The following is a 26,056-nucleotide window of genomic DNA, read 5'->3' on the forward strand; positions in this document are numbered from 1 at the left end:
ATCCTGTTTACTTGAAAGACGGTCTTTGGATTTGTGCAAAATGTTCATTGGTAAACACAATGGATTGCACTTTTGTGTTCTCAGATGATTACTCTGTTGTTACACTTACCACCAACGGTAGCCATCTTCGGCTGTCAGGCGATCTGCTGACTCTGGTCCATGCGAACCTGCACTGTACGTATCCAGTGGCACGTTGCCCGCTTCGAATGCTTCCTGAATCGGTTGCACCCATTGCCATGCCAGCTCCACTTCATTCCAGTGAGCAAAGAAGGTGGAATCTCCACGCATCGCATCAAAGATCAGATTCTCATAAGCTTCAGGGATGTTACGTTTACCCGAGTTGAAGGTCATATGCATTGGTTCCACTTCACCATGGTTCAATGGATTCTTCGCATTTAATTGAAGCGAGATGCTTTCTCCCGGACCAATTTCAATCGTCAGCAGGTTAGGTTCCGTTGTATTTTCGGATTCATGACCGGTCTTCAGTGGAGCCTTGAACTCAACAACGATTCGAGTGGATTTCTCAGCCAGGCGTTTACCTGTACGGATATAAAATGGAACCTCACTCCAGAACGGATCATCGATCCACAGTCTTGCGGCAACATAGGTCTCATTCTGCGATCCGGCAGGGATGCCAGGCTCGTCCAGATATCCAACAACCGAAGTGCCTTGCAGCTCACCTGCGGCATATTGCGCACGAACGACTTCAGAAGCGACGTTTTCTTTCGTCAAAGGTCGAAGTGCTTCAGCAATTTTTTGCTTTTTGAATTGAATTTCTTCCGGTGTGCAACGTTTTGGCAAATGCAAACCAATCATCATCAGCAACTGAAGCATATGGTTTTGGAACATGTCACGAAGCGCACCACTTTGGTCGTAATACGCCGCACGTTCTTCAACACCCACCGTCTCACTTGCCGTAATCTGAACATTGGCAATATAACGGTTAGACCACAACGCTTGAATTACCGGATTTGCATAGGTGAGCGTCTCAATATTTTGAACCATTGGTTTACCAAGGAAATGGTCAATACGGTAAATCTCTTCTTCCGCAAACGTATTGCTCAGTTTTTCGTTCAGATCACGAGCGGATTGCAGGTCGTGTCCGAAAGGTTTTTCGATAATCAGTTTCTTCCAGCCTTTGGTGTTACCCAGGCCACTTTCTTGTATGTTTAATGCGATTGGCTCAAAGAATTCCGGTGCCACCGACATGTAGAACATGCGGTTTTCGGGAATGTTAAGCTCTTGTTCACGCTGTTGAACCAGTTCCAACAGTTTGGTGTAATCTTCAAGCTTCGTATTATTTAAAGAACAATAACGGAAAGCTCCAATGAAATCCCGAACCTGAGATGCTTCTTCCGGCGTCTGACGTGAGAATTCATGCAGTGACTTTTCAACATTCGCCTGAAAGTCCGTATCCGACAATTCACGTCGTCCCAATCCGATAACAGAGAAGGATTCCGGCATTTTCTCATCCATGTACAAGTTATATAATGCAGGGTAAATCTTGCGTTTGGCTAAATCGCCTGTTGCCCCGAACAGGACAAATGTCATTGCATCCATTGGAGTGCCTCCTGTGATCTGTGCAGTATAGTATATGATGTTGCAAAATGTTCAAATCCAAGCATGACAAAAGACGGAATAAGTGGGTGTGTTCCCCGCCTTGCCTCCGTTTATATAACACACCTGAATTTAACCATGGAACATTCCTTCTCTCCACAACCTGTATTTAGGTTATAAATTGTAACCTTTTGAATTAACGTTACCCATATTACACCTGTCGTCACAATTCGTCAATAATCGTGTCGAACCTGTGAACTCCAGTGTTTATAGGCTTTTTATTTGATGATAACGCTTTATGTGGTAAGATTAAGAACAATTGGTATGTGACATTTTACACATATGGCCTGTGGACAAGTAGGTTACAATAAGTATACTAATGATATTACAGGCAATACTAAACCGAAGGAGCACAATCATGAGCGATGATGAGAATGCCAAGCAAATATGCACAAAAGTGGAACAATCTTATCAGATCATTGGCCGAAAATGGGTAGCCCTCATTATTCATGCATTGATGGAGGAGCCCAAACGCTTCAGTGAGATTCACGCTTATATCCCTGACTTGAGTAAACGCGTGTTAAATGAGCGAATGAAGGAATTGGAGGAAGAAGGACTCGTGGTTCGCCATGTGGTCACGGAACGTCCAGTTCGGACTGAATATATGTTGTCACGAAAAGGTACGGAACTGGGGAGAGCGCTAAGCGCCGTGGAACGTTGGGCTGATAAGTGGCTGTAATATTTTGAGGAATCATTATGGTTTATTTAGCTTAAAGGTAACGCCCATAATCCCGGAGGTGGAGTATCGCATTTAGCAACTGGCTAGTGCAATCCACATTCGGGATTTTTTTACTTCAAACGGTAAATACTAATTGTGTATAGAGACGTAATAACGCTATTTTTTTATAATTCAAAATAATGCTTACTGCACCGTTCAAATTGTTGTCGATACTGAATTGGGATCGTCCCAGCAGTTTTGCGAAATAACTGGATGAAATACGGTCCATTTGGAAACCGGCGCGTCTGCCCCTCCTCTTCCACCCAAAGTGATGTTGTCTCAAGGAGTAAGTAGTCCTGCTTCAACCTCTGGATTGTGATGTAGTTCGATGTTGCTATCTATCTCTTGATGAAAAACGCAGGAAGCATACGATTTGGACAGGTGAACATCTGCCGCCATCTGGTCCAATCTCATCTCATCTTCGAAATGCTCTTCAATCCAGCGCATCATCTTCTCCAAGTGTCTAAAATGACGTGAACCCGCTAACCGTGAAAGCGCTACATTTGCACCCTCTTTCTGTTGATCCAATCCCTGATTATGGAGATTATTATCTTGAAGCGATTGCGAATTAAATGGATGGAAAAACCGGGGGGATTAATTTTTATGGTGATGTAGGTGTAATCGACCTAGTACAAAAAAGATGCCGATCACACTGTGATGTGAGGGGGCATCTTTTTCACGTAAAATACTACGAATCCAACTTCCTCCCGAGTGTAATACTCGAATCCTCGAAGTTTTCCACCGTCGTCTTTTTTTCATAAAAGTGTACGGCATGTTGCATAATTCCTTCTCTTGTGTAAAACGCGTCTTCGGCCTCTAGTGGAAAAACAACCTTTTCTCCCGTACTTGCCGACCTATAGATACCCACAATCAGTTCTAGTGTATTCCGACCACTTTGGCCATCCACCAGAAGGGGAGATCCTGTCTCAATAGCATTTAACACATTCTCAACTTGCCCAGCGTGACCGACATGAGTAACATCCGGTAATTCGTCAGCGAGCCTCTGGATCTGTTCTTCCAACTCTCGATTTGATTCCGGAAATCCGTTATTTCGCGCGGTAGAAGCAACCACTTTCCAAGGTGCAGATACTCGGGCTTCCTTCCCCTGAAAAATTAACTGCTGCTCCTCTCCGTGATGTACGACGGAACTGGTAATCATACCAAGCGCCCCTTCCTGAAATCGAAGCATTGCCATGGATATATCCTCAACTTCGGCATTATCATGTGCGGTATTCGCCATCATGGCCTGCAATTCCACTGGAGGTCCCATCATCCAAAGCATGGCATCAATATGATGTACCGCATGATTGAGGGTACAGCCTCCGCCTTCTTTTTCCCATGTCCCACGCCACCACAGATCATAATAATTGTGACCCCGCCACCAGAACGAATCAACCTGCACATGGGCGATGGGGCCCATCCTTTTACTGTCCAGCACACCTTTCAGCTTCATCATCGGCGTTGTAAACCGATTCTGTGCTACTACGGATAGTAACTTGCCACTTTCTTGCGCTGCTCTCAACATCAGATCCGCTTCCTCCAAGGATGAGGCCATCGGTTTTTCAACCAACACATGCACACCTGCTTGCATGAAATCACACGCAATTGAAGCATGTGTATACGGCGGCGTACAGACTGATACCAGATCAATATTTTGGGCAAGTAACTCTGTGTAATCCGTAACGGCTTGTGCACCTTCCAGTCCATATTCGTTAATTCGCTTCTCTGCCTTATCCACGTACATATCGACCACAGCAACAATCTGACATCGCTCAGGGAACGCCAAATATGCTGAGATATGTGCTCCACTAATTGCACCTGCTCCGATAATCGCTACTTTTAACATCGTTGCATACCTCCCTTATTCCCTTCACAATACACAATAATAAAGCGCTTTTATGCGTTCATCTTGTGCTAAAATAAAACTATCTTGCGCATGATAAGGGAGGCATTCATGAAGTCCATCTTTCTGGGAGAACAATTTAATCTGGTCTGTCGTCGTACATCCAACACTACGTCTCGCGAAGTGTTCCATGCTCATTCGCAGCTGGAGATAACCTATATTCACGAAGGATATGGGCAGTTGATAACCGAAGGTCAGGTTTTCTCCCTTGAACCCGGTATGCTCATGATTTTTCGACCTTTTCAATTGCATCACATCCAGATTCAAGTATCCAGACAGCAGCCTTTCATTCGAAATGTACTCATGGTTGAACTTGATCTACTGAAGGCACATTGGCCCCAATTTATCGTTACTCACGACTTCATACAGGATCTGCTGGAAGAGCAATCCCCCATTCAGCCCATCCGGCTTGCTGCCACATCCCCACTCGTTCAACGAATGGAACAATATGCAGATACGTCTCCAGGTCTGCTTCCTCATGAAATAGAGGAGGATACACGCCTTTTTTTATTGGATCTGCTCGCACAACTTCGCTATCTGTGGCAGGACGGGCAGCAACACCGCTCCCAAGATGTACTCTCATCCAGTGCAAACGTTCTTCCCCCTCATGCCGAAGCCATCATGCAATGGATTGAGCAGCATTACCAGGAGCCTTTTCGTTTGGAGCATATCGCAGATACACTTCATTTATCTCCCTATCATCTATCTCATGTATTTAAAAAAGCGACTGGCACCACCATCGTTGCTTATGCTCAAGCTACCCGCATTCGTCATGCCTGTGTGCTGCTCACTCGGTCCTCCCTTTCCGTTCCCGAAATCGGTCACCGTGTTGGTATGACCAGCCCCTCCTACTTTTGCAAAGTATTCCGTACTGCCACAGGCTCTACACCGCATCAATATCGGCTGAAGATGCAGGGGAGGAAGTAAAAAAAGAGCGAGAGGAATTGGATCTCCTCTCGCTGCTAAAAACAATACTATTTTAAATCTACATACATTGTATATCCACTTGTAAGGCTTAATTTAAATTGTCCAGGTTGTAAATCACTTGTATCGAATTCGAAAATTTCTCCTTCAAAACGTTGTGGTATAACTAATTTCATACCATGGCCATCAGTGACTTCCTTATCAAAATTTGCATATGAACCATAAGTATCCCTATAAACTAAATATGCTGTATCCCCACCATAATTAACTGTGAATTTAATTACAGTTCCTACTGGGACTTGAATAGTTGATTTAGTCGGATAATCTACAAAAACTGGACGAGTGAATGAAACAAATTTAGATGACGTGAATACTTCGTTTCTGTACACGCTGTCTGTTGTTGAAACTGCACCTTCTAATATTCTAAAATAAGTACTTTTCCCTAAGTTCATCTGTTTAGGGTTTATTTTGATTTCATTGTATCTTATTGAAACCACATCTTCTGGATCCAGAGAAACGAATACAGGTGTTTGAGAGTTCGTAGATACCTGAATATGATCTCTTAGACTGCCAAGTTCGGATTCCATAATCATACGATTAAAAAAAATTGAGTACGTTTCTATGCTATCACTCCAGCTTCCCCTCATACTTGATCCGTTTTGAACTAAACGTTGATTTGGGCCATCCAATACTGTCACATATTGAGTTTGAGAACTCTTATCTTGTGAATCAAGAACGAAAATTCTAAGTTGTCCATATTTTGTGATTAGCGTTTCGGTTTGGATTTCAGTTCTCTCGTTTGCAACGATAGGAAGCTTCATAGCTGCGCCAGCATTAACTGCTTCTTCAAGGAGGATAAGATTACTTCCATCAATATTTTGAGTAGTCACATATGCATAACCACTTCGGGGACTGTATAAATATACTGATTCCGTTACTGTTATTGTGGTTGACTCTACACCGAGCAAGAAGAATGAACCACCCTCATAACTACCGTATTCATTGCCCGGTAAAGGAGTAGTTGGTGTAGTTCCTCCGCCATTGCCCGTACCCGGATTTACAGGAGTTGTACTACCACCGCTTCCTCCTGATGAGCCTGAGGATGATCCTTCACTGGCTGATGGAGCAGGCGTAACTGGAGGTGTAACTGAAGTCACGGGTTTATTTGTCCCACCAATTTGTACCGTTGTATCAGCAGGTATGCTCTCTCCCAAGTTAACCTTATTTGGTGCTTTCTCCATGGTCACGCCTACAGCGTTAACTGTAGCCTGCTCAATGGTTCCTGTCCCTAGCATTCTTACAGCTGCATTAAGAATAGCTGATATAATTTTGGCTTCCTGATTAGTCTCAACCGTAGTCCCTGATGCAGAATCGTCAACGTTCAGTTGATTAATCGTACCCGATGGAATTTGAATGTTAATGCTTTTGGCAACCACATTAACCGTTTCGAAATTACCTTTAAGGTATACTCTTGATTTTTCTGGAAGTGCCTCGGACAACGTCAGTTTGTCGATCTTTGCCCCCATGTCAGACTCAATGTTGGCCGCCGTTTGAACAGTGATTTCCTGAACCTCTGTTTTTCCTGTTGCAACCAAGCGCACAGTACCATCCTGTTTATTCACAATAACCGTCAACAGGACCGAATCTTCCAGATGTACGCTATTTTCACCTCCACCATATACATATGTTTTTCCCTGCACAGTTACGTTTTTAAGGAACACATCTCCATCACCGACAGCTTTACTAATGATCAAATCACCTGTAATATTCATATTTTGAAGTGTAACGCCTGATGTACCTATCACTACACTGCCAGATATCTCTTCCCTTTTTTCTGTAGATCCATAGGTTCCTTCTTGCCCATACCAACTGCCATATGTACTAAAAGCTCGATCCAAAATCTGTACTGCTTCAGCTCTAGTAATTGCCTTGTTCGGCATAAAATTGCCGTTACTATAACCAACGATAATCTTTTTGTCAGCTGCTCCACTTACTGCTTCTTTACTCCAACTTTGGATATCCTTATCATCGGCAAAATTAGACTCCCCACTTCCCTGCAGTTGCAGTATCCGTGAGATCGTAGCTGCTGCTTCTTGCCTTGTCACTGAACCAGTCGGCCGAAATGAGTGATCTGCATATCCTTGGATATATCCGGCTTGTACTCCTTTAGCAATATCTTGAGCATACCAACCCGATGATGTTACATCTGAAAAATTAGCATTGCTGACCTCTTCATACTGGAAAATTCGGTTAATCATCGCGACCCACTCAGCACGCGTAACTTCTCCTTTGGGCAAAAACGTATTCCGTTCATTTCCTTGGACGATTCCACGGTCAGCCCACTTTTCAATTACTTCCTGAGCCCAGTTGCCCTCCACGTCTTTGAAAGAATGTTGAGCTGTTTTTAAGGATGATTCATTCCCAATCCATCCGTCTTTGGTTACTTCAGCCTGTACTGATGTAGTAGCCATACCACTAAATAACAATACTCCTGATAAAAATAGACTTCCCCACTTTTTCACGTCGCAATTTCGCCTCCATTGGTTTTAATTCCATAGACCTACTACTTTAGTATCATAAGCCTCTTAAAAAGGTATCACAGAATTTCATAACTAACAATATTTTCATTCATTTGTATACTTTATTTTTTAAACCAATAAAAAAGATCTTCACTTAACTAAAAACATTTAAAGTACTTATTATGTCTTTCTCATCAACCTCCTTTCTTTTCTATTTCCGCACATCGCAATAAAGAATAATCATAAACTCATGATTATCCTTTATTGCCTAACTCAACGCACATTGAGCTCCAATCGTTTCAAATAGGGAATTAGACGTCTCTCTAGCTGCCTCAAATCATCCTTTTGCTCCGCTGACAAGCGTTCCTCATGGATGCTTCCATCCTTGTCCAATATCATCGCTTCATACTTCTTCATTTGTTCATAGACAGACTTAAACTCACGATATTGTTCCTTGGTAAATGTCTTCTCAGCCCGTTCCAACTGCTCCGTCCAGAATTGTTGCTCGTCCATCAATTTTTTGGAAGACCCTTCACTCACAGCTTCCAGCTTCTCGAAAAACGGTTCCAGCTCAGCTACAAGAAGGTTATATTGTTCCTGCTCCTCTGTACTCCACTGCTCAGGATGCATGTTGCCTTGAGAATCGGCATACTTCACGGCCATTTGCCCCATTTTCTTCAGCAGGGCCATGTATTGAATAAATTCTCCTTCACTGAAATGCGTCTTGGCCGTCTGCAGTTTCGCTTCCAACCTCATATAATCCTCAGCTGTTCCCCCCATAGCAGCGATATTTTCCTGTGAACCATATATTCCGTCTGCGAGATAGGTGTACCCTGCGTAGGCTCCGGTGGGGATAATGAGTACAACAGCCAATAGCCCAGTGACCAGCCATCTTTTTTTATTTCTTCTAATGTGAGAATCACTTCGAATACCATCCATCATTTTATGTTTAATTCTCGCAGGAACGGACCATTCTTTAGTCTCTTCCTGGTAGGCTGTCCGCAACTGTTCATCGAGTTTCATGCAAATCCTCCACCTTTCCCCGCAACCTTGGATTCATCTTCTCTTTTTGTCTCAACTTTGCCAGTGCCGCATGTATACGCGATTTCACGGTTCCAAGTGGAATCTCCAATATGCCAGCAATCTCCTCTTGCGTGTATTCGTTCAAATAATGAAGTGTAACCACCTGCTGCAGCTTGTACGGCAAACGGCGCACCTGTTGCAGCAAAGGACGATTTGCCAGTTTGTTGATCAGATCAGTGGAAAAATCATATTCCATTCCCACGTCAGATTTTTCGAGCCGCTTGCCAAACCGAAACTGCATCAATCTTTTGCGTCGATAACTCTGAACCTGTCGCATCGTCACCCCCATCAACCAGGGACGAAAAGCACGCTCCGTATCATATCGCGCCAATGATCGATATGCCTGAATGTAAATCTCCTGTACTACATCCTCCGCGTCAGACTTATCCTTGATGAGAAATCGCACAGTGTGATATATCCTCGTCACTGTTTTCTCATATAATTCTCCATATGCTTCTTCATGCCCCGCCCGTATTAACGTTACAAGTTCTATGTACTCATCTTGCTCACTCATTATCCATCCCCCTCCTCCTTACACTATATATTGGCATGCCAGCATCATATCGTTCGATTTATTTATTGAATGAGTAGGTACGGCTGAATCTGATACAAAAATGTCCTCTGGTGTTTATCATGATATAATATACCTAATTTTGATATAATTGGAGGTTCTGCATCTGAGTTATAAGATCCCCTTTGGTCTTTTGATATTATCTATATCGATCGTCTGATTTATAATCTCCAGAACAAACCTTGAGCCCTACCCCACGGGATACAGACTTGTTGGGATCTTGGTTATCTTATCATCTCTTTTTCTTTCGAAAGCGGTTATAAGGGAGTAACTTAGCAGGGGTGGTCACTACTGTAATGAAACTTTTCAGCAAATTGTACTCAGAATATCTCCTGATTCCACGACCTTTACGTTTGTTGTTTTTGTGGGGGTGGATTGTTTTGTTTTTTATTGCTGGTGCCAAACTCAGATGGTTCTACTTCCTACAATAAACTGATTTTAAAGAAGTCTACTCCCCTGGGACATCAAAAAGAGCTGAGTCGTCATTATGACATCTCGGCTCTTCTTTGATGCTCATCCAATTCCTTGCATATAAAGATATAGGTATTCAACTCGAGCTCGCTCATACGTTCCTTTTGGAGACAAACTTTATTTGATATTCAGAAATCACTTGATCACCGCTCCTGAATTGTTCTACCTGTTCAAGTCTTGCCATTAATTTGGCAAGGCTTTTTTCTCTTAAACGTAAGTTATTTGGCCTTGCTTATGTATTCTTTAGATTTTCTTCAGAATTATGCTCATTAATTCCTTAGTTTTTTTCATTAAGATTGCTATATCGACAAGAGAGGAGGCAAAACAATGATCAGTAATACGATCTTAGAGCTACTACATCAGTATGGATATCTGATTTTTTATTTTGCCTTCTCATTAGGGCCTTTCGGAATTCCAATTCCAAATGAAATCACGATTATCAGCGGTGCCATTTTGAGCCACACAGGAGTTATCAATTCATGGATCACATATTTCTGTATTTTATCAGGACTATTAACGGCCATTACCTTTGCCTATTTTGCAGGGAAGTTATTTGGAACCAAGATAAAACACAGATTTCAACATCATAAACACTTCGTCAAGGCTGAACTCATCCTGAATAAGAGTGGCAATTGGGCGATGTGCATCGGTTTGTTCATTCCAATCGTGCGGTATGTTCTCCCTTTGGTCATTGGGCTGAGCGGCGTCCAGTATAGAAAATTTGCTATTATCTCCTATTCCAGTGCTTTGTTATGGACCATAACGTATTTTACAGCGGGAATTTACTTCGGCGGCCCCATACTATCGACGCTTCATTTATTACATTTCTAACTGGTTTGGATAACATAACATCACATTATGGAGGAACCCCTATGAATTCCAATGAACCTGTTTTATTTTTGAAAAGCTTTCTGCAAAGCCCTAAACATGTCGGCAGTATCATACCCAGTTCCCGGTTTCTCGCCAGCAAAATGGTGAAGCAAGCCTCTTGGCTAGAGGCAAAAGCAGTCGCCGAGCTTGGATCGGGTACAGGTCCTATCACTCGCTATATTCATCAACAAGTACAGGATTCCACCAAAGTCCTATTGTTTGAGATGAACGAAACGATGAGGAATACTCTTAAGATGGCATACCCGGAGTTCTCTTGTTATCCAGACGCCGCTCGATTGGTAGAATCTATGAATCAAGAGGGCGTTCAGCAACTCGATTACATTTTTAGCGGGTTGCCCTTCTTCAACTTTGAGCCTGAATTAAGAAATACGTTGGTAGAGCAGATCCATAAGGCACTAAAACCCGGAGGATTATTCATCGCCTTTCAATATTCACTTCAAATGAAAAAATTATTATCCGAACACTTTATCATCGAAAAAATAGAATTAGTGCCTTTGAATATCCCACCTGCGTTCGTTTATGTCTGTCGCAAAAAGGAAACAATTTAAACATTCCTGGCTATCGTTTACACTGATGTTATCCTAATTTTTAAGGAGTGTTGAATCATGAGTACCATTCTTGTTGTTGATGATGAACCCGATATCCGTGATGTCATTCATGTCTATTTACGTAACGAAGGATATCAGGTCATTGAAGCAGCCAATGGTGAGGAAGCGCTAAATATTATCAATACAACATCGGTTCAACTCGTTATTCTGGATGTTATGATGCCCATTATGGATGGAATCAAAGCCTGCTTCAAAATAAGAGAAGTATCACCCACTCCCATTATTATGTTATCCGCCAAGGAAGAAGACATTGATAAAATCACGGGCCTAACTACCGGGGCCGACGATTACATGGTCAAACCGTTTAATCCGTTAGAATTACTGGCTCGCGTTAAGGCTCAGCTCCGACGTCAAACACTCATTGGCAAAGCTGAATTTGATTCACTTCTCCTGATTAAAGACCTTGTCGTTGATACGAGTAAACATTCTGTTAAGCTCAAAGATAATGACATTTCACTTACACCACTGGAGTTTTCCATTCTGGTGCTGCTCGCCAGCCATCCTGGACAAGTATTTAGCTCCGAGAAAATTTACGAAACCGTATGGAAAGAACCTTACGGGTATTCGGATAATACGGTGATGGTTCATATTCGTAACCTGCGAGAGAAATTGGAAGCAAATCCGCGCGAACCTCAGTACATTAAAACGGTATGGGGAGTGGGATATAAAATTGATTAAACCATTACCACATTTTAAAAAAAAGATACAGATTAACATCCTATATCAAATGTTGATCAGTTTATTGATTTCATTTGTTGGCTCTGTGGGTGTAAATAATATGTTGATCATAGCTGCCGCAGAAATTAGTGAAAGATTTAATTGGCCTTCACTTCTTCACATTTTTCCTTATGTTTTAACACCAATCTTCATCGTAATTTTCACGTTAATTTTTTTGTTTTCCACACGAAAAATTGTGAGAGATCTCATTACATTAGAGAAAGGGCTTCAATTCATATCCGAAGGAAATCTGAATTACAGGGTGCCCGTTAATCGACAAGATGAACTTGGGCGAGTCGCTTCCAACATTAATCACATGACTGAACAGTTACAGATGCAGATCATCAAGGAGCGCGAACTGGAGCAATCCAAGATGGACATGATCACTGGCATCTCACATGACCTGCGTACACCGCTTACCAGCATAATTGGTTATATTGAGCTTCTCAAATCAGAATCATTTCAAGACAAAGCAGAGTATGATCGTTTCATCCAGAACACCCATAACAAAGCAACGCATTTAAAGAAGCTGCTTGATGATTTATTTGAATACACACGTCTTAACGCAGTGAATACCCAATTGAATTTGAAAAAGGTTGACCTACGTCAGCTATTGGATCAATTGTTGTTTGAATTCGAACCTTTAGCTCAGGAACATGGGATTCGTATTGAAAAAAAACTTGGTGAGGCTCCGATTATGGTCTCTCTGGATAGTGATAAGATTGCACGAGCCATCGACAATCTCCTCATGAATGCACTGAAGTATTCCTTTAAACCGGGCACAATTCATGTTCGAATGAGTGTGCAGCCTAATCACGTTACCATTGAAGTAGAGAATAAAGGCATGCCTCTAACGATAGAACAAAAGAACAGACTGTTTGATCGCTTTTATAAGGTGGATTATTCGAGGAATAGCGAAGGCATTCAATCAGGATCTGGTCTGGGACTTTCTATTGCGAGAAACATTGCGGAGTTACATCAGGGGATTCTAACACTAGAACATACGCGTAACGTATTTATATTCCAACTAAGCTTGCCTTCTAACATCCAGTGAAACATCAATAGCATTGATAATGGAGGAAACCGCAATGAAAACATCTGAACCACTCCTTTTTCTGCAAGGATTCCTGAAGAACCCCAAACGAGTAGGCAGTGTCCTCCCCAGTTCCAAATTTCTAGCCTGTAAAATCGTCCAGTCTGTACCATGGGATGAGGTTAGAACCATCGCTGAACTGGGGCCAGGAACAGGAGCCATCACACGTCTCATGAGAGCACAATTACCGAAATCGGCAACCGTGTTTTTATTTGAAAGGGACCCCAAAATGAGAAGTAATCTGAAGAACACATATCCTGAATTCATGTTCCATTCGAATGCATCTTATCTATCAAAAAGGATCAATCAAGAACATGTTCATCAGTTGGATAGCATCATTTGCGGACTGCCCTTTTTTAATTTTTCCAGAGAAATGAGACAAAACATCCTGTCACAGATCCATACAGCGCTACGACCTGGAGGCACATTAGTTTTATACCAGTACTCTCTTCATATGAGGAAACACTTAGCTGAGTTATTTGAGATGGAGAAAATTCAATTTGTGCCTTTCAACTTTCCTCCTGTTTTTGTGTATGTTTGTCGTAAAAGACAAGATGAAGGACACACTCTATAAATGTTTAATGTCCTGTTTTGTCCTGTGAGGATCTAATCATGCGGGTCATCATCTTGCGCGGCAACAACCGCGGCATAAACGCGATGAATCGGTTTCGAGCACCAGGCATAATTAACGTCTTGCCACGCAAAAAACCTCGATACCCTTCTTCGGCCACCTGTCCCGCTTCCATGATTGGGCCCTGCAACATCTTCGAGACACCCATACCCGAACGATCCACAAATCCGGTAGATGTCAGACCTGGACACAGTGCTGTCACCGTAACACCAGTACCGTTTACTTCATTCTCCAAAGCTTCAGTGAACGATAGCACGTATGCCTTTGTTGCATAATATACCGACATCATCGGTCCAGGGAAAAAACCTACCAACGAAGCCACATTCATCACACCGCCGTGTCCACGTTGTATCATATCCGGCAAGAATAGCTTGGTCATGACGGTTAAAGCCTTGATATTCACGTCAATCATATTAACTTCTTGTTCCATATCCGTTTCCATAAACGTACCAAACAGACCGAAACCTGCATTGTTGACAAGATAGTCAACAACAATGCCCTTTTCCTTCAGCTCATGATAAATCTCCTGTGGTACCCCAGGTGCCGCTACATCTTTGGCAATAACCGTTGCCTGAATGCCATACTTTTTCTGATACTCCTGAGCTAGATCCTGTATTTTACCCTCGCTTCGTGCTACCAGCACAATATGATGTCCACCTTTGGCAAATCGATCTGCTAACTCTTTACCGATCCCGCCCGATACCCCTGTGATTAGAACTGTCTTTCTCATATCGTTACCTGCCTCTCTTTTCTATAAAATATGTTTCATCTGGAAGATCAATTAGAATGAACATTCTATAATGGTGAAAAAATAGACTACTTCAGTATGAGATCCATAGATAGTGTCGATATACGAAGAAGTTTTTCCTTTGTCGTTGAAGTCTTGGCCATCACCCTTAGCCCAACCCCTACATTATGCAGATATTCCGCCAATACCTCGGCGTTGTACTCCGTTGTGAATTCACCTTCTTGCTGTCCCCACACCATAATGTCCTTGATTAGTTTCTCCGTATTTGCAAACATCTCCGTTGATCGGTTGTTCATGTCTTCATCGCGTGACGCCAATTCTACCGTCGAATTAACAATGAAGCAGCCTGATGCTGGAGATTCCTCTCCATGCATTAAAGAACAAAATATAAACTGAAGTGCTTCCGTTGCCGTTTTGGAACGCTTTACGCCTGCTGCAAGGGCAGAGCTGATTTTGTGATCATACAGATCTACTGACTTCAGAAACAAGGTATGTTTATCGCCAAATGTGTCATACAAGCTTTTACGATGAATTCCCATATGATTAACCAGCTCCGTCATAGACGTCTTCTCATAGCCTTTTTCCCAAAAAAGTCTCATCGCTTTATCCAGTACAACAGACTCATCGAACTCTTTGCTTCTCGCCATTAGCTTCCCTCCTGTTCAGAAAACGAACATTGAATAACATACGTATGATCTTAACGAGCCTTTAAAAGGTAAGAATGATTTTGCCCTGGGAGTGACCCGTTGATACTTTGATCAATGCCTTTTCAATGTCCTCAAACGTATACGTAGAATCGATCGAAGGTTTAATGTCTTCTTTTTCCACAAGAGCTGTGATTTCTTGCAATTGAACTCCACTGGAGTGCACGAATAAAAAACGATATTCATTTTGATTCTTACGCGCTAAAGAATCCAGGCGTGCACCTACGAGACCGAATAATGCTCTTTTCCACAACGGGAATTGACTGTCCACTGCAAAGCGATAATTGGGTCCTGCCTTCAAAGAGACTAACTTGCCCTGTGGTTTCAAAATGCTAAGTTCGGCTTTGATCTCATCCGCACCCAAGGTGTCGATCACATAATCGATATCGGACAGAATGTCAGCATAATGTTGAGTTTTATAATCAATGAATTGATCTGCTCCAATAGATAGTGCACGTGCTCTGCCTCTTTCGCTTCCGCTTGTAATCACTGTTAATCCCATGGACTTGGCAATCGGGATAGCCATCGAACCGAAACCGCCGGTTCCACCAGGAATGAACAACTTTTTATTCGGTTCAGCTCGGAGTACATCATGCAATGCTTGATACGCGGTCAGGGCAGTAAGAGGTACTGCAGCAGCTTCGATAAAAGACAGATTTTCAGGCATAACGGATAAAGCATCCTCATGTACAGATGCATATTCAGCAAAAGCACCAATTTTATTCAGAGGTAACCTTGTGTAGACCGAATCGCCCACTTTAAAATTCAAAACATCATCACCAACAGCTTCAATGACACCTGATAATTCATTGCCTAAAGTTAGAGGTAACGAATAGTCAGCAATCATCCGAACACTGCCATTCATATTCAAGATATCCAGCGGATTTACACCCGCTGCTTTTACTCTGACAAGGACCTCATGGCTCTGAATCTGAGGTATCTCGATATTATTGATTTCCACTTGGATTTTTTTGGAGTATTTCTGTATTTGAGCTGCTTTCATCATTTATCCTCTTCCTTTGCTTATAAACTATATAAGTTGAACTAAAGATTATTTACACTGACACTACGATGACAGAACAACCCTCCAATCGCTGTTATCCCCAGATTTTTTTGATCCCCTTTCTAAAGGGAAAATCCGGTGATAAAGGCGAGGTGTATGCTTCCGAAGTAGCTTTCTTTCAGAAAGCTTGTAGCTTCGCTTTTTCAGGTTCTTTCTGTCCTCTACGTTATCGTGTAAATGATTCGTTCAACTTATGTAGGAACATGGCGAACAAGGTTCAGTTGTACGCCATGCTCCATGGTTGGTGCTAGTGTTGCCCCTCTTGTGACTTCAATTCATCCAACGTAGGATAATCTGTGTACCCTTTACTTCCTGAACCAAAGAAGGTTGCAGGATCTGCTTCATTCAGTGATGCACCTTGTTGAAGACGTTCCACCAAATCCGGATTGGCCAAAGACCATACACCAATCGGTACCAGATCAGCGAGACCACGATCTAGATCTGCACTGAGATCTTCTAACGTTCTTCCGGCCCGGTTGACCAACAATGGATTCTGCCAAATTGAACGAATGTCTTGCAGCAGGTCCTCGTCTCCAAGATGCATGATGTGAAGGTACGCCAGATCCAATTGAGCTAATTCTTTTACAAGGTAGCGATAGAGTTCAGGACCTTGTTCACCATCCTGAATACCGCCCAGTGGTGTCCCAGGCGAAATTCGGAAGCCAGTTCGTTCTGCACCTATTTCCTCCACGATGGCTTTCGTTACTTCAATCGCAAAGCGAGCACGATTTTCAATAGACCTGCCATACTCATCTGTCCGTGTATTTGAATTTTCTCCCAAGAATTGATTGATCAAGTATCCGTTGGCCCCATGAATCTCAATGCCATCCGCCCCTGCTTCGATCGCTGCGGCAGCTGCTTTTCGGAAATCGGCAATGGTCGTTTGAATATCCTCCTGACTCAATTCCCGGGGAACGGGGATATCCTGCATCCCTGTAGCCGTAAACATTTCTACACCCGGTGCGATTGCAGATGGAGCAACCGGTTGGCGATGATGCGGGGTATTATCCGGATGTGACATGCGACCTGCATGCATTAATTGGATATAAACATATCCGCCAGCTTCATGCACCGCATCCGTTACCTTTTTCCATCCTTCAATATGCTTATCGGTGTAGATGCCAGGTGACCACAAGTATCCCTGTCCATCATCGGAAGGTTGTGTACCTTCCGTAATCAGAAGTCCCATCGTCGCACGCTGAGCATAATAAAGTGCCGCCAACTCTCCAGGTGTACCATCTTCTTGCGCCCGACTGCGTGTCATAGGGGCCATCGCTAGTCGATGAGGCAATTCCATGTTGCCAACCTTTGTTTTACTCCATATCTTTTTCAATTGGATGTACTCCTCTTCTTATTTGAAATTTGGTGAAGGATGTATTGGTGGATGCTTCTGAATTAACCTAGTTCTGAAATCACCGGGTAGATTGCACCTGTCAGTTGGAAATCATAGTTCTGGTCTACAATCCCCACAACCACATCGTTGCGATCATACAGATCGATCATGAAGCCTGCCATTTCTTTAGCAGTATGATATTTGGACATATTCGCTTTGTAATCAAATCCTTCAGCATCTATTGATTTTTGAACAAATTCTGTTTCCGTGATCGCTGGTGCCAGGATCTTCGCTTTTAGTTTTGCACCTTTCAGATCCAGTTCACTGGCAAGACCTTCGGTGAAGGCACTTACGTAGTATTTTGATGCAGAGTAAGCAACACTGCCTACAGCAATGGCATATCCAAGTGCGGATGAGACGTTAATCAATTGTGTCCCTTCGACATTCGCATAATCTCGCACATACAGTGTAGAAAGGATGGTCAACGATTCGATGTTAACACGCAGCATGGTCTCCACTTTATCCAAATTCTGTTCAGCAATGAACGAGCCTTCTCCAAGCCCTGCATTGTTGATCCAAGTCTCAATTTCATATTCCTTCAAATCGTTATATAGCGTGTACGCCTCTGCGCTAACAGACAGGTCACTTGTGTGAACGATAACACTCACATTAGGATCGATACCCTGAATAGTCGATTTAAGCTCTTCAAGCTTATCTAATCTTCTAGCTACCAAAATCAAGTGTTTGCCCCGTGCTGCAAATGCCAATGCCGTTTCATATCCAATCCCTGAACTTGCTCCTGTAATTACGGTGTATTTCATCTCATTCTCTCCCTCATATTCTTTAAATTAGTGTAATTTCAGTTTTGAGAACGATCGTTCTTTATTGTGCAAAAAAAACAGTTAGAACTAACTTGCTGTTAGCATATCATTTCTAGAACGAACAGTAAAGAATTATTTGTTTAAAGAATCTGCTTCGAACGCACTCACATGAGAATTAAAAAAGACTGGAATTGGTTTAATCAATCTTCAACCAGTATCCAGTCTTCATACATTTTTCACAAAATGTGAGCTATATTACTACCTATCTCATCCGCTGTCTCATGGCCTCAAACAACAGAATCGTTGCCGCCATTGCCGCGTTAAGCGACTCTGCCTGTCCCTGCATCGGGATCGTAATCGCATCATCCACCAAACTTGCCGTAGCGTCCGAGATACCCTTGCCTTCGTTACCAATGACAAGCCATACCGACTGCGTAAAATCATAACTATAACATGAATGCTCTGCCTGCAAAGAAGTACTTACCAGCTTCACGCCCGCTGCCTTCGCTTCGGGAAGCAAGGATTCCAACTGGCCCTCCACAATAGGCAAATGAAACAATGACCCCATCGTCGAACGAATCGTCTTCGGGTTATATACATCAGCACAGCCCGCGCCAAGTACGACCCCAGCTGCACCAGCTGCATCCGCACTACGAATAATGGTTCCTACATTCCCTGGGTCTTGCACTCCGTCCAGCACCACAACAAGCCCGCGCGCTCCGGCAATCAGGCTTTCCAGCGGCTCACTGCCTTTACGCACAATTGCGAATACAGGCTGCGGTGTCATCGTATCCGTACATTTGGCGATAACCGCTGGAGATACACTGACCCACTCCACACGCTGTAGCGGATTCTCAAGTCCGGCGAGTTCGCTAGGTACGCCTTGCTCTCCGTCGTACACAATACACTCCAGATCTGCTCCTGCGCGCAACGCTTCCTGTACCAGATGAATGCCCTCAATGATATATTTATGTTGACGGGTACGATGCTTTTTCTCCAGCAGCTGTGCCCATTCTTTTACACGTGTATTTTGCGGTGATACAATATCCATCTTTCCATCCTTCCCATCTGCATCCATCACTTCGGATATGCAAGCTCCATTTTCGTCAAATGATCCTTGTGACCTACAATGATCAGCACATCTCCAGCTTCGATCCGGTCCTCCGCGTACGGCGAGATGTTCATTGAATTCCCACTGCGGATCGCCATCACATTACAACCAAAACGTGCACGAATGTTTAATTCCATCAGGTTTTTGCCGATCATCTGCTCGGAAGCTCTCATCTCCAGAATGCTATAATCCTCAGACAATTCGATGTAATCCAGTATATTAGGTGAGGTCAGATGATGGGCTACGCGCAGTCCCATATCCCGCTCAGGATAGATGACTTTATCCGCCCCAATCTTCTGCAATACCTTACCATGAAGCTCATTTTGAGCTTTTACGATCAGCACCGGTACACCCATATCTTTCAATATCAATGTTGTCAGAATACTCGCTTGTATATCTTCACCAATTGCCACAACGACAACGTCGAAATTTCGTATGCCCAGCGCACGCAGCGCTTCTTCATCTGTTGAATCTGCCGATACCGCATGGGTCACCACATTGGACATTTCCTGAGTCCGCTGCTCGTCCGCATCAATTGCCAGCACATCGAATCCCATACCGCTCAGTGCATTGGCAACACTTGATCCGAACCGTCCCATGCCAATTACGGCATACTGTTTCTTGGCCATTAGGGTCTTAACCTCCCGCTGCACTTCAGCATGACGCATCATTACGGATACCCATGCTAACGTAAATAATCCTTCGTAGTATACCACAAAGCCTGATAAACTTGAATGCGCTCGCGCTTCCCAGGGAACAGTATTAGAGCAGCCGAATATACGAGGAGGGAATTGCGATGCCCATTACATTAAGTCTGCGTGAAGCGATTGTTCATAAAGTTCATGACAAGAGTGATGATCAGCTCCGGGAGATGATTGAAGGTTCAGTGGATGGACCGGAAGCTGCATTACCTGGACTTGGCGCCATTTTCGAGATGATCTGGAAGAACACAGAACCTGCCAAGCAGGAAGAACTCATTCAAATCGCGCAGGAGCATCTGCACACCATTCCCGTTCAACCGCTTCGTTAATCGAAGCACTGAAGGGTAAGGTAACCATCAAACCGTTTGTTCTGTCTGCAAAAGAAAGCTTTCCCTTATTCGGCTGGTTATACCCGCCTCCAAGTAAGGTGTATAGCAATAGATCCCTCCGCCAATTGGCGGAGGGATCTTATTTATAACAAGATCTATCTCATCACATGAACTTGTCGCGTTTAACTAACCTTTTAACAATATCCACGAAAGACTTCCGCCTTCACTTAAGGCGCAGTCTCCAGGAATTGAGCTGTAGGATTTTTATCCATAGCCGTTCTCATGGCATACTCATTTTCGAAGAGCACTACATAATTCCCTTTTTTATCTTTTACAAGCGCAGAGTTAATCCGGAATTTGCTTGGGTCCAGATTCTCGTCCACAATCCAGCGAGCGAACTGATAAGGCATGCGCTGCAATTGCACGTCTACCCCATACTCACCTTTCATTCGGTATTCAAATACCTCGAACTGAAGTTGACCAATTACGCCGAGGATCGTCTCGTCGAAACTTGCCGTCTGGAACACCTGAATGGTTCCTTCCTCCGTCAACTGATCAATTCCTTTTTGGTACTGTTTATGTTTCAATGCATTTTTCACAGTAACTTTGGCGAAAATCTCTGGCGAGAACGTTGGCAACTCCTCAAAGACAACCTCGCTGCCTTGGCTCAGTGAATCGCCAATCCGGAAGATACCCGGATCGAACAAACCGATAATATCGCCAGCATATGCCTCTTCGACAATATCCCGGTCTTGTGCCAGGAATTGCTGTGGCTGTGACAGCTTGATTTCTTTGCCCACACGAGTATGCTTTACACTCATTCCACGTTGGAACTTGCCTGACACAATACGCAGGAACGCAATACGATCCCGGTGTGCCGGGTTCATGTTTGCTTGAATCTTGAACACATAACCGCTGAATTTTTCATTCGTTGGCTGAATCTCTCCTGCCGTACTGCGACGTGGTTCAGGCTTTGGTGCCAGTTCCAGGAAGTTCTCCAGGAAAGTCTGTACGCCGAAATTGTTGATCGCACTACCGAAGAAAATAGGGGTCAATTCGCCGCGTTGAACTTTCTCCATATCGAATTGGTCGCCCGCAATATCCAGCAACTCCAGATCCTGACACAATTGATCATGCAGGTATTCTCCTGCCATCTCACGGATAATCGGATCTTTGTAGCCATCTACCTTTTGCACTTTAATCGTCGAGTGATCGTCCCCTTGGAACAACTCCACCTGATTTTTCATCCGGTCATAGACACCGCACAGCTCGCGACCTGTACCAATAGGCCAGTTCATCGGAACCGAACGAATACCCAGTACATTTTCAAGTTCTTCCATCAGATCAAATGGGCTTTTACCCTCACGGTCGAGTTTGTTGATAAACGTAAAAATTGGAATGCCACGCTTCGCACATACCTGAAACAACTTGATCGTTTGTGCCTCGACACCTTTTGCCACGTCAATCAACATTACTGCGCTATCGGCAGCCGTGAGTGTACGATACGTATCTTCACTGAAGTCCTGGTGACCCGGTGTATCCAAAATGTTGACGCGATGATCCAGATAATCAAATTGCATTACGGAAGAGGTAACCGAGATTCCCCGTTGTTTCTCAATTTCCATCCAGTCACTTGTTGCGTGTTTGCTGGCTTTCCGAGCCTTTACCGTTCCCGCAAGGCGAATCGCGCCCCCGAACAGCAACAGTTTCTCGGTTAATGTCGTTTTACCCGCATCCGGGTGAGAGATAATGGCAAACGTCCGGCGTTTGTCCACTTCCTGTTGAAGAATTTCATTTGCAGTTTTGCTCATAGGTTTAATCCCTTTCGTCCGTTCATTCACGTTAATCCGGCATGGCCGGTCCATCATTCAATCTTTATGCAATCCGGCGAGGCCGGTTGATTGTACACTGATCATTTTACATACGATGTATTTACACACTAGATTAATTTTACACATTTACAATGGAGTTCATCCTCCTCAAATCTGTGCTTTCATGCATACCGTGAACTGCTTCTTAACCCAACTCTCCTATTGTACCATAATCTGTACCGAAAATAACCGATTACTACAGCAGATTCTTCTCTTTTCACTTGCAAAAAAAAAGCACCCTTCAGCCATTTCCATGGCATCCAGGCACTCCTCATTCATTTTTATTTATCGGATTTAGAAAATCAATGCATCCAGCGCGTATTGTCCGCCACCCGTAAGGGCCAGCGCTACACCAATCACCAGAATCGCAAGATTATATTCGAATCCGTTCTGTGTGGACCAGTATCCGTTCGCTCCATGGACTTTCACAATGGCAATGACCATCGTCAATGCAATCAGAATGCCACCTACCGGTGTGAGCAGACCCAGCGCCAGCAGCAATCCGCCACCGAATTCCGCGAGTCCAGCCAGTAACGCCACCAATGCACCGGGCTTCATGCCCATCGATTCAAACCAGCCGCCTGTACCCTTGATCCCGTACCCTCCGAACCAACCAAACAGCTTTTGAGCCCCGTGCGCCATGAACGACAATCCAATCACCAAACGAATCAACAACAACCCTACATCCAACATCATTTTCTTTTTCCTCCATTCGATATATACAAAATAGTATTCTTAGATTAAAGATATTATGCACATTTTTTCTTCATGATTCTCTGTGACGCAAACCCCTTCAACTGGTTTACATTTTATCTCATGAATGATAACTTATCCGAAACGTTTGCCCGAATAAAGTTTGTCATTTGCGTAACTCTTTAACTCATGTGTTGAGTATAAGTTACATACTTACTTTTTGTCAACAACTTAATTTAAATTACTTATTTCCTTATGATGGATACCTCCCCTTTCCCCGCGAAAAAAAGCCTGGAGACACCGCAAAATTTGCGATTTCCCCAGACTCAGTCATGTTGTGTATGTTGTTATTACCATTGTTAATGCCCTTACCCTACCCTAACCATTCACTTGCCAGATCACGCTGTCCTCGTCCTGACCATTCACCGGCCACCAGTGGAATCCGTCCTGATCCAGCAGCTTATCTGTCGCTTCTGGCCCCCATGTTCCAGCAGGGTACGTATGAAGTTCTCCCTGATTCTGTCCCCAGGCTGCTGCGATCCGATCCACAAAAGACCAGGCTGTTGCCACTTCATCCCAACGGGTAAAGTACGTAGAATCCCCCTCTGCCGCATCGTGCAGCAGACGTTCATACGCTTCAGGCGAGTTGATTCCTATCATGCAGCTCTGGCAGAAATCCATTGCGAGTGGCTGAATCTCGGAATCCGAGCCTGGTTTCTTGGCATTGATTTTGATATATATGCCTTCCATTGGATTTACCCGAATGACTAGCAGATTCGGTTCCAATTTATACTTTTTCCCAAGGTACACGTTGTTTGGCATCGACTTGAACTCCACTACGATCTCGGTCGTTTTCACCGGAAGACGCTTGCCTGTCCGAATGTAGAATGGAACACCCGCCCAGCGGAAATTATCCACGAATACACGTGCTGCAAAATAAGTCTCCGTATTCGACTGCGGATCAACCTTGTCTTCCTGGCGATACCCCGGAAGCTGCTTGCCACGGTACTCCCCTTCGGCATACTGTCCCCGCACGACATTGTTGCTCACTTCCTCATCCGAAGTAAAGGCCCGCAATGAACGCAATACCTTCACCTTCTCATCCCGAATGTCTTCCGGGAATAGGCGACTCGGCGGCTCCATCGCAATCATCGTTAACATCTGAAGCATATGATTCTGCCCCATGTCACGCAGTGCACCGGAGTGATCATAATAACCACCACGTTCTTCTACGCCGACGGTCTCACCAAGCGTAATCTGAACGTTGGCAATATGTTTGTTGTTCCAGAGCGGTTCAAAAAATGCATTTCCGAAGCGGATCACTTCGATATTTTGCACCATTTCCTTGCCCAGATAATGATCAATCCGATAGATTTCCTCTTCACGGAATACCTCACGAATCTGCTCATTCAGATGTTCGGCCGATTGCAGATCATAACCAAATGGTTTTTCGATCACCAAACGGTTCCAACCCTGACTTTCCAGCATACCGCCGTCCCGCAAACTGTACGAGACACTGCCAAACAGCTCAGGTGCCAGTGCCAGATAGAACAGCCGGTTCCCCGGCGTGTTAAACTTTGATTCCAGATGCTCCGTCTGCGCACGCAGCTCTTTGAATCCGTCCACATTATTGATATCCAGTGCTTTGTATTCAAAATGATCGACAAAAGCGTTCCACTCATCAGGTTCCCCCGCTGGATAACGGCAGAACTCTTTAATGGATTCATAGATGTCTTCCCGGAATTCTTCTGGGGACCTCGGACGACGTGCTACGCCAATAACCGCAAAGTCTTCGGCAAGCTTGCCTTCACGGTAAAGACTGTAGATAGCCGGAAACAGCTTCCGGCGGGCCAAATCACCCGTTGCTCCAAAAATGAAAAATACTGCGCCTGGTGTCTGTACTTCATCTTGCAATTGTTTTTCAACCATGGGCTCCTCTTTCTTCCGGGAAGATAACCTTCACGCTCTCCCCGAGCTATGTAATGGTGTTATATATGCACGACATACAACTGTCAATTACCAGCAAGTTCCTTCTTGGATGTGATGCCATTTTAGCATATCAACTGAATGGATGCACTATTTCAAACTCATTTTTCTGATAAAGATTCTCAATATTGGGTCCTAATTCATGAAAAATTCATCCTTAATATTCAATCGTAATCACCGGAAACCCCACTGTAATTCGATTGTCGACCTCGTCACCAACCTGGTGAACTGCTAGTTGCATATTCAACATATGCGAGCCACTCTTGATCGACAGGGGCAGCTCAACCGCCTCATAAGAGACACTTGCGCTGGCTACATCCGTATAACGTTCAACAGAGGTGATATCCACCTTTGTAGACAGCTGTTCTTCGATCAGTTCCAGTTGCTGACTCGCATCATGTGCAGTAGCAGTAACTGCTGTACCTTGCACGGACATATTCCAGGTTGCCTTCATCCCTGAGTCTACAAGCAGTTGATCCACCTGTTCATGTACTGTCATTAATGCCTTCCGATCCGTGTGTGCATCCCCAGAAATTTGTACGATGGCGTAGTAGCCGTTATCTCCAGTCTCGACGACATTGACCAACATGCCTATGCTACTATTAGCTGTACCTACAACCACCTCACTGCGATACACATCATGGCCCGTCTGGCGTACCTGCATCGGTGATTCAAGTCCCAAGTGACTTGCTAGTAACACGGCCTGTGCTTGTGCATCTCCCTTGCCTTCTCCTTGCCATTTAATCACCAGACGATCCACATTATCAATTACACTGTCAGCAGTATAGATTAGCTGTTCCAGTTGGGCTGCTTTCGGTTCGTTCTTCTCTGCGTATACCTGTGCCACACCAATAAGAATAATAATAGCCATTGCCAATATACCTGCTGTCATCCAACGATTTAACATTTGAATCCCCCGTTCATTCTTGCATTCTATGAATCTATCAACA

At 43.9% G+C, this 26,056-nt stretch carries 25 protein-coding genes; 8 read left to right on the forward strand and 17 right to left on the reverse strand.

What is annotated here, in order from left to right; all coding sequences use genetic code 11:
- Positions 1–105: 105 nt before the first annotated feature.
- Positions 106–1,560: a glucose-6-phosphate dehydrogenase gene (gene zwf, locus ACETMN_RS28025; RefSeq protein ID WP_411735430.1), complete on the reverse strand. Its 1,455-nt coding sequence runs from the start codon at positions 1,558–1,560 to the stop codon at positions 106–108.
- A gap of 415 nt (positions 1,561–1,975) precedes the next feature.
- Here zwf (ACETMN_RS28025) and ACETMN_RS28030 point away from each other — a divergent pair, with 415 nt between their 5' ends.
- A complete protein-coding gene (locus ACETMN_RS28030; protein ID WP_036605715.1) occupies positions 1,976–2,296 on the forward strand; it encodes a winged helix-turn-helix transcriptional regulator in 321 nt (106 codons plus the stop codon).
- 318 nt (positions 2,297–2,614) lie between these two features.
- On the opposite strand, the gene ACETMN_RS28035 is transcribed toward ACETMN_RS28030, so the two are convergent.
- Positions 2,615–2,863 carry a helix-turn-helix domain-containing protein gene (locus ACETMN_RS28035; protein ID WP_143786598.1) on the reverse strand — a complete coding sequence of 83 codons (249 nt, stop codon included), beginning with the start codon at positions 2,861–2,863 and terminating at the stop codon, positions 2,615–2,617.
- Between the two features lie 160 nt (positions 2,864–3,023).
- The gene (locus tag ACETMN_RS28040; RefSeq protein ID WP_091020781.1) at positions 3,024–4,181 is read right to left on the reverse strand and encodes a Gfo/Idh/MocA family protein; all 1,158 of its coding nucleotides are present in this window, start codon (positions 4,179–4,181) and stop codon (positions 3,024–3,026) included.
- Positions 4,182–4,289: 108 nt separating this feature from the next.
- Between ACETMN_RS28040 and ACETMN_RS28045 the strand changes: the two genes are divergently transcribed.
- Positions 4,290–5,165: an AraC family transcriptional regulator gene (locus ACETMN_RS28045; protein WP_179198691.1), complete on the forward strand. Its 876-nt coding sequence runs from the start codon at positions 4,290–4,292 to the stop codon at positions 5,163–5,165.
- Between the two features lie 47 nt (positions 5,166–5,212).
- Here ACETMN_RS28045 and ACETMN_RS28050 read toward each other — a convergent pair whose 3' ends face one another.
- From ACETMN_RS28050 to ACETMN_RS28060, 3 genes are all read right to left on the reverse strand, one after another.
- The gene (locus ACETMN_RS28050; protein WP_143786596.1) at positions 5,213–7,684 is read right to left on the reverse strand and encodes an S-layer homology domain-containing protein; all 2,472 of its coding nucleotides are present in this window, start codon (positions 7,682–7,684) and stop codon (positions 5,213–5,215) included.
- A gap of 270 nt (positions 7,685–7,954) precedes the next feature.
- A complete protein-coding gene (locus tag ACETMN_RS28055; protein ID WP_091020778.1) occupies positions 7,955–8,704 on the reverse strand; it encodes a DUF3600 domain-containing protein in 750 nt (249 codons plus the stop codon).
- Positions 8,691–9,278, reverse strand: a complete 588-nt coding sequence (locus tag ACETMN_RS28060) for a sigma-70 family RNA polymerase sigma factor (protein ID WP_091020777.1) — start codon at positions 9,276–9,278, stop codon at positions 8,691–8,693. Before ACETMN_RS28060 ends, ACETMN_RS28055 begins: the two co-directional genes overlap by 14 nt.
- 855 nt (positions 9,279–10,133) lie before the next feature.
- Here ACETMN_RS28060 and ACETMN_RS28065 point away from each other — a divergent pair.
- From ACETMN_RS28065 to ACETMN_RS28085, 5 genes are all read left to right on the forward strand, one after another.
- Positions 10,134–10,637 carry a DedA family protein gene (locus ACETMN_RS28065; protein WP_091020776.1) on the forward strand — a complete coding sequence of 168 codons (504 nt, stop codon included), beginning with the start codon at positions 10,134–10,136 and terminating at the stop codon, positions 10,635–10,637.
- A gap of 41 nt (positions 10,638–10,678) precedes the next feature.
- A complete protein-coding gene (locus ACETMN_RS28070) occupies positions 10,679–11,245 on the forward strand; it encodes a class I SAM-dependent methyltransferase (protein ID WP_091020775.1) in 567 nt (188 codons plus the stop codon).
- A gap of 57 nt (positions 11,246–11,302) precedes the next feature.
- Positions 11,303–11,983: a response regulator transcription factor gene (locus ACETMN_RS28075; protein WP_091020774.1), complete on the forward strand. Its 681-nt coding sequence runs from the start codon at positions 11,303–11,305 to the stop codon at positions 11,981–11,983.
- A 235-nt stretch (positions 11,984–12,218) separates the two neighbouring features.
- Entirely contained in the window at positions 12,219–13,076 is an 858-nt protein-coding gene (locus ACETMN_RS28080; RefSeq protein WP_373419914.1) for an ATP-binding protein, read from the forward strand.
- Positions 13,077–13,110: 34 nt separating this feature from the next.
- The gene (locus tag ACETMN_RS28085) at positions 13,111–13,689 is read left to right on the forward strand and encodes a class I SAM-dependent methyltransferase (protein WP_179198690.1); all 579 of its coding nucleotides are present in this window, start codon (positions 13,111–13,113) and stop codon (positions 13,687–13,689) included.
- Between the two features lie 4 nt (positions 13,690–13,693).
- Here ACETMN_RS28085 and ACETMN_RS28090 read toward each other — a convergent pair whose 3' ends face one another.
- The 7 genes from ACETMN_RS28090 to ACETMN_RS28120 form a co-directional block, all read right to left on the reverse strand.
- Positions 13,694–14,476, reverse strand: a complete 783-nt coding sequence (locus ACETMN_RS28090; RefSeq protein ID WP_091020773.1) for an SDR family NAD(P)-dependent oxidoreductase — start codon at positions 14,474–14,476, stop codon at positions 13,694–13,696.
- Between the two features lie 86 nt (positions 14,477–14,562).
- Positions 14,563–15,141 carry a TetR/AcrR family transcriptional regulator gene (locus ACETMN_RS28095; protein ID WP_411735431.1) on the reverse strand — a complete coding sequence of 193 codons (579 nt, stop codon included), beginning with the start codon at positions 15,139–15,141 and terminating at the stop codon, positions 14,563–14,565.
- 61 nt (positions 15,142–15,202) lie between these two features.
- Positions 15,203–16,201 (reverse strand): NADP-dependent oxidoreductase, encoded by a 999-nt coding sequence (locus ACETMN_RS28100; RefSeq protein WP_411735432.1) that lies wholly within the window; start codon positions 16,199–16,201, stop codon positions 15,203–15,205.
- A gap of 307 nt (positions 16,202–16,508) precedes the next feature.
- Positions 16,509–17,594 carry an alkene reductase gene (locus ACETMN_RS28105; RefSeq protein WP_411735433.1) on the reverse strand — a complete coding sequence of 362 codons (1,086 nt, stop codon included), beginning with the start codon at positions 17,592–17,594 and terminating at the stop codon, positions 16,509–16,511.
- Positions 17,595–17,656: 62 nt separating this feature from the next.
- Complete coding sequence (locus tag ACETMN_RS28110) at positions 17,657–18,415, reverse strand: SDR family NAD(P)-dependent oxidoreductase (protein ID WP_091020770.1); 759 nt, start codon at positions 18,413–18,415, stop codon at positions 17,657–17,659.
- A gap of 262 nt (positions 18,416–18,677) precedes the next feature.
- Positions 18,678–19,466, reverse strand: coding sequence for a TrmH family RNA methyltransferase (locus ACETMN_RS28115; RefSeq protein ID WP_411735434.1), 789 nt, complete (start codon positions 19,464–19,466; stop codon positions 18,678–18,680).
- A 26-nt stretch (positions 19,467–19,492) separates the two neighbouring features.
- Entirely contained in the window at positions 19,493–20,194 is a 702-nt protein-coding gene (locus tag ACETMN_RS28120; protein WP_076211287.1) for a potassium channel family protein, read from the reverse strand.
- Between the two features lie 128 nt (positions 20,195–20,322).
- On the opposite strand from ACETMN_RS28120, the gene sspI reads away from it, so the two are divergent.
- Positions 20,323–20,556 carry a small acid-soluble spore protein SspI gene (sspI, locus tag ACETMN_RS28125; RefSeq protein ID WP_036673259.1) on the forward strand — a complete coding sequence of 78 codons (234 nt, stop codon included), beginning with the start codon at positions 20,323–20,325 and terminating at the stop codon, positions 20,554–20,556.
- Between the two features lie 227 nt (positions 20,557–20,783).
- Here sspI and ACETMN_RS28130 read toward each other — a convergent pair whose 3' ends face one another.
- The 4 genes from ACETMN_RS28130 to ACETMN_RS28145 all read right to left on the reverse strand — a co-directional run bounded on the left by ACETMN_RS28130 (position 20,784) and on the right by ACETMN_RS28145 (position 26,013).
- Entirely contained in the window at positions 20,784–22,367 is a 1,584-nt protein-coding gene (locus tag ACETMN_RS28130; RefSeq protein WP_411735435.1) for a peptide chain release factor 3, read from the reverse strand.
- 354 nt (positions 22,368–22,721) lie between these two features.
- Positions 22,722–23,120 carry a DoxX family protein gene (locus ACETMN_RS28135; protein ID WP_024634146.1) on the reverse strand — a complete coding sequence of 133 codons (399 nt, stop codon included), beginning with the start codon at positions 23,118–23,120 and terminating at the stop codon, positions 22,722–22,724.
- Positions 23,121–23,498: 378 nt separating this feature from the next.
- Positions 23,499–25,049: a glucose-6-phosphate dehydrogenase gene (gene zwf / locus ACETMN_RS28140; RefSeq protein WP_091020931.1), complete on the reverse strand. Its 1,551-nt coding sequence runs from the start codon at positions 25,047–25,049 to the stop codon at positions 23,499–23,501.
- 214 nt (positions 25,050–25,263) lie between these two features.
- Positions 25,264–26,013 carry a YwmB family TATA-box binding protein gene (locus ACETMN_RS28145; RefSeq protein ID WP_179198699.1) on the reverse strand — a complete coding sequence of 250 codons (750 nt, stop codon included), beginning with the start codon at positions 26,011–26,013 and terminating at the stop codon, positions 25,264–25,266.
- Positions 26,014–26,056: the final 43 nt, after the last annotated feature.

The sequence above is a fragment of the Paenibacillus sp. M2 genome, from assembly GCF_046713495.1.
Classification (GTDB): domain Bacteria; phylum Bacillota; class Bacilli; order Paenibacillales; family Paenibacillaceae; genus Paenibacillus; species Paenibacillus amylolyticus_B.

Coding starts and splice junctions, on each gene's coding strand:
- zwf (WP_411735430.1), bottom strand. CDS start 1,560: ATGGATGCAATGACATTTGTCCTGTTCGGGGCAACAGGCGATTTAGCC.
- ACETMN_RS28030 (WP_036605715.1), top strand. CDS start 1,976: ATGAGCGATGATGAGAATGCCAAGCAAATATGCACAAAAGTGGAACAA.
- ACETMN_RS28040 (WP_091020781.1), bottom strand. CDS start 4,181: ATGTTAAAAGTAGCGATTATCGGAGCAGGTGCAATTAGTGGAGCACAT.
- ACETMN_RS28045 (WP_179198691.1), top strand. CDS start 4,290: ATGAAGTCCATCTTTCTGGGAGAACAATTTAATCTGGTCTGTCGTCGT.
- ACETMN_RS28055 (WP_091020778.1), bottom strand. CDS start 8,704: ATGAAACTCGATGAACAGTTGCGGACAGCCTACCAGGAAGAGACTAAA.
- ACETMN_RS28060 (WP_091020777.1), bottom strand. CDS start 9,278: ATGAGTGAGCAAGATGAGTACATAGAACTTGTAACGTTAATACGGGCG.
- ACETMN_RS28065 (WP_091020776.1), top strand. CDS start 10,134: ATGATCAGTAATACGATCTTAGAGCTACTACATCAGTATGGATATCTG.
- ACETMN_RS28070 (WP_091020775.1), top strand. CDS start 10,679: ATGAATTCCAATGAACCTGTTTTATTTTTGAAAAGCTTTCTGCAAAGC.
- ACETMN_RS28075 (WP_091020774.1), top strand. CDS start 11,303: ATGAGTACCATTCTTGTTGTTGATGATGAACCCGATATCCGTGATGTC.
- ACETMN_RS28085 (WP_179198690.1), top strand. CDS start 13,111: ATGAAAACATCTGAACCACTCCTTTTTCTGCAAGGATTCCTGAAGAAC.
- ACETMN_RS28090 (WP_091020773.1), bottom strand. CDS start 14,476: ATGAGAAAGACAGTTCTAATCACAGGGGTATCGGGCGGGATCGGTAAA.
- ACETMN_RS28095 (WP_411735431.1), bottom strand. CDS start 15,141: ATGGCGAGAAGCAAAGAGTTCGATGAGTCTGTTGTACTGGATAAAGCG.
- ACETMN_RS28100 (WP_411735432.1), bottom strand. CDS start 16,201: ATGAAAGCAGCTCAAATACAGAAATACTCCAAAAAAATCCAAGTGGAA.
- ACETMN_RS28110 (WP_091020770.1), bottom strand. CDS start 18,415: ATGAAATACACCGTAATTACAGGAGCAAGTTCAGGGATTGGATATGAA.
- ACETMN_RS28115 (WP_411735434.1), bottom strand. CDS start 19,466: ATGGATATTGTATCACCGCAAAATACACGTGTAAAAGAATGGGCACAG.
- ACETMN_RS28120 (WP_076211287.1), bottom strand. CDS start 20,194: ATGCGTCATGCTGAAGTGCAGCGGGAGGTTAAGACCCTAATGGCCAAG.
- sspI (WP_036673259.1), top strand. CDS start 20,323: ATGCCCATTACATTAAGTCTGCGTGAAGCGATTGTTCATAAAGTTCAT.
- ACETMN_RS28130 (WP_411735435.1), bottom strand. CDS start 22,367: ATGAGCAAAACTGCAAATGAAATTCTTCAACAGGAAGTGGACAAACGC.
- ACETMN_RS28135 (WP_024634146.1), bottom strand. CDS start 23,120: ATGTTGGATGTAGGGTTGTTGTTGATTCGTTTGGTGATTGGATTGTCG.
- zwf (WP_091020931.1), bottom strand. CDS start 25,049: ATGGTTGAAAAACAATTGCAAGATGAAGTACAGACACCAGGCGCAGTA.
- ACETMN_RS28145 (WP_179198699.1), bottom strand. CDS start 26,013: ATGTTAAATCGTTGGATGACAGCAGGTATATTGGCAATGGCTATTATT.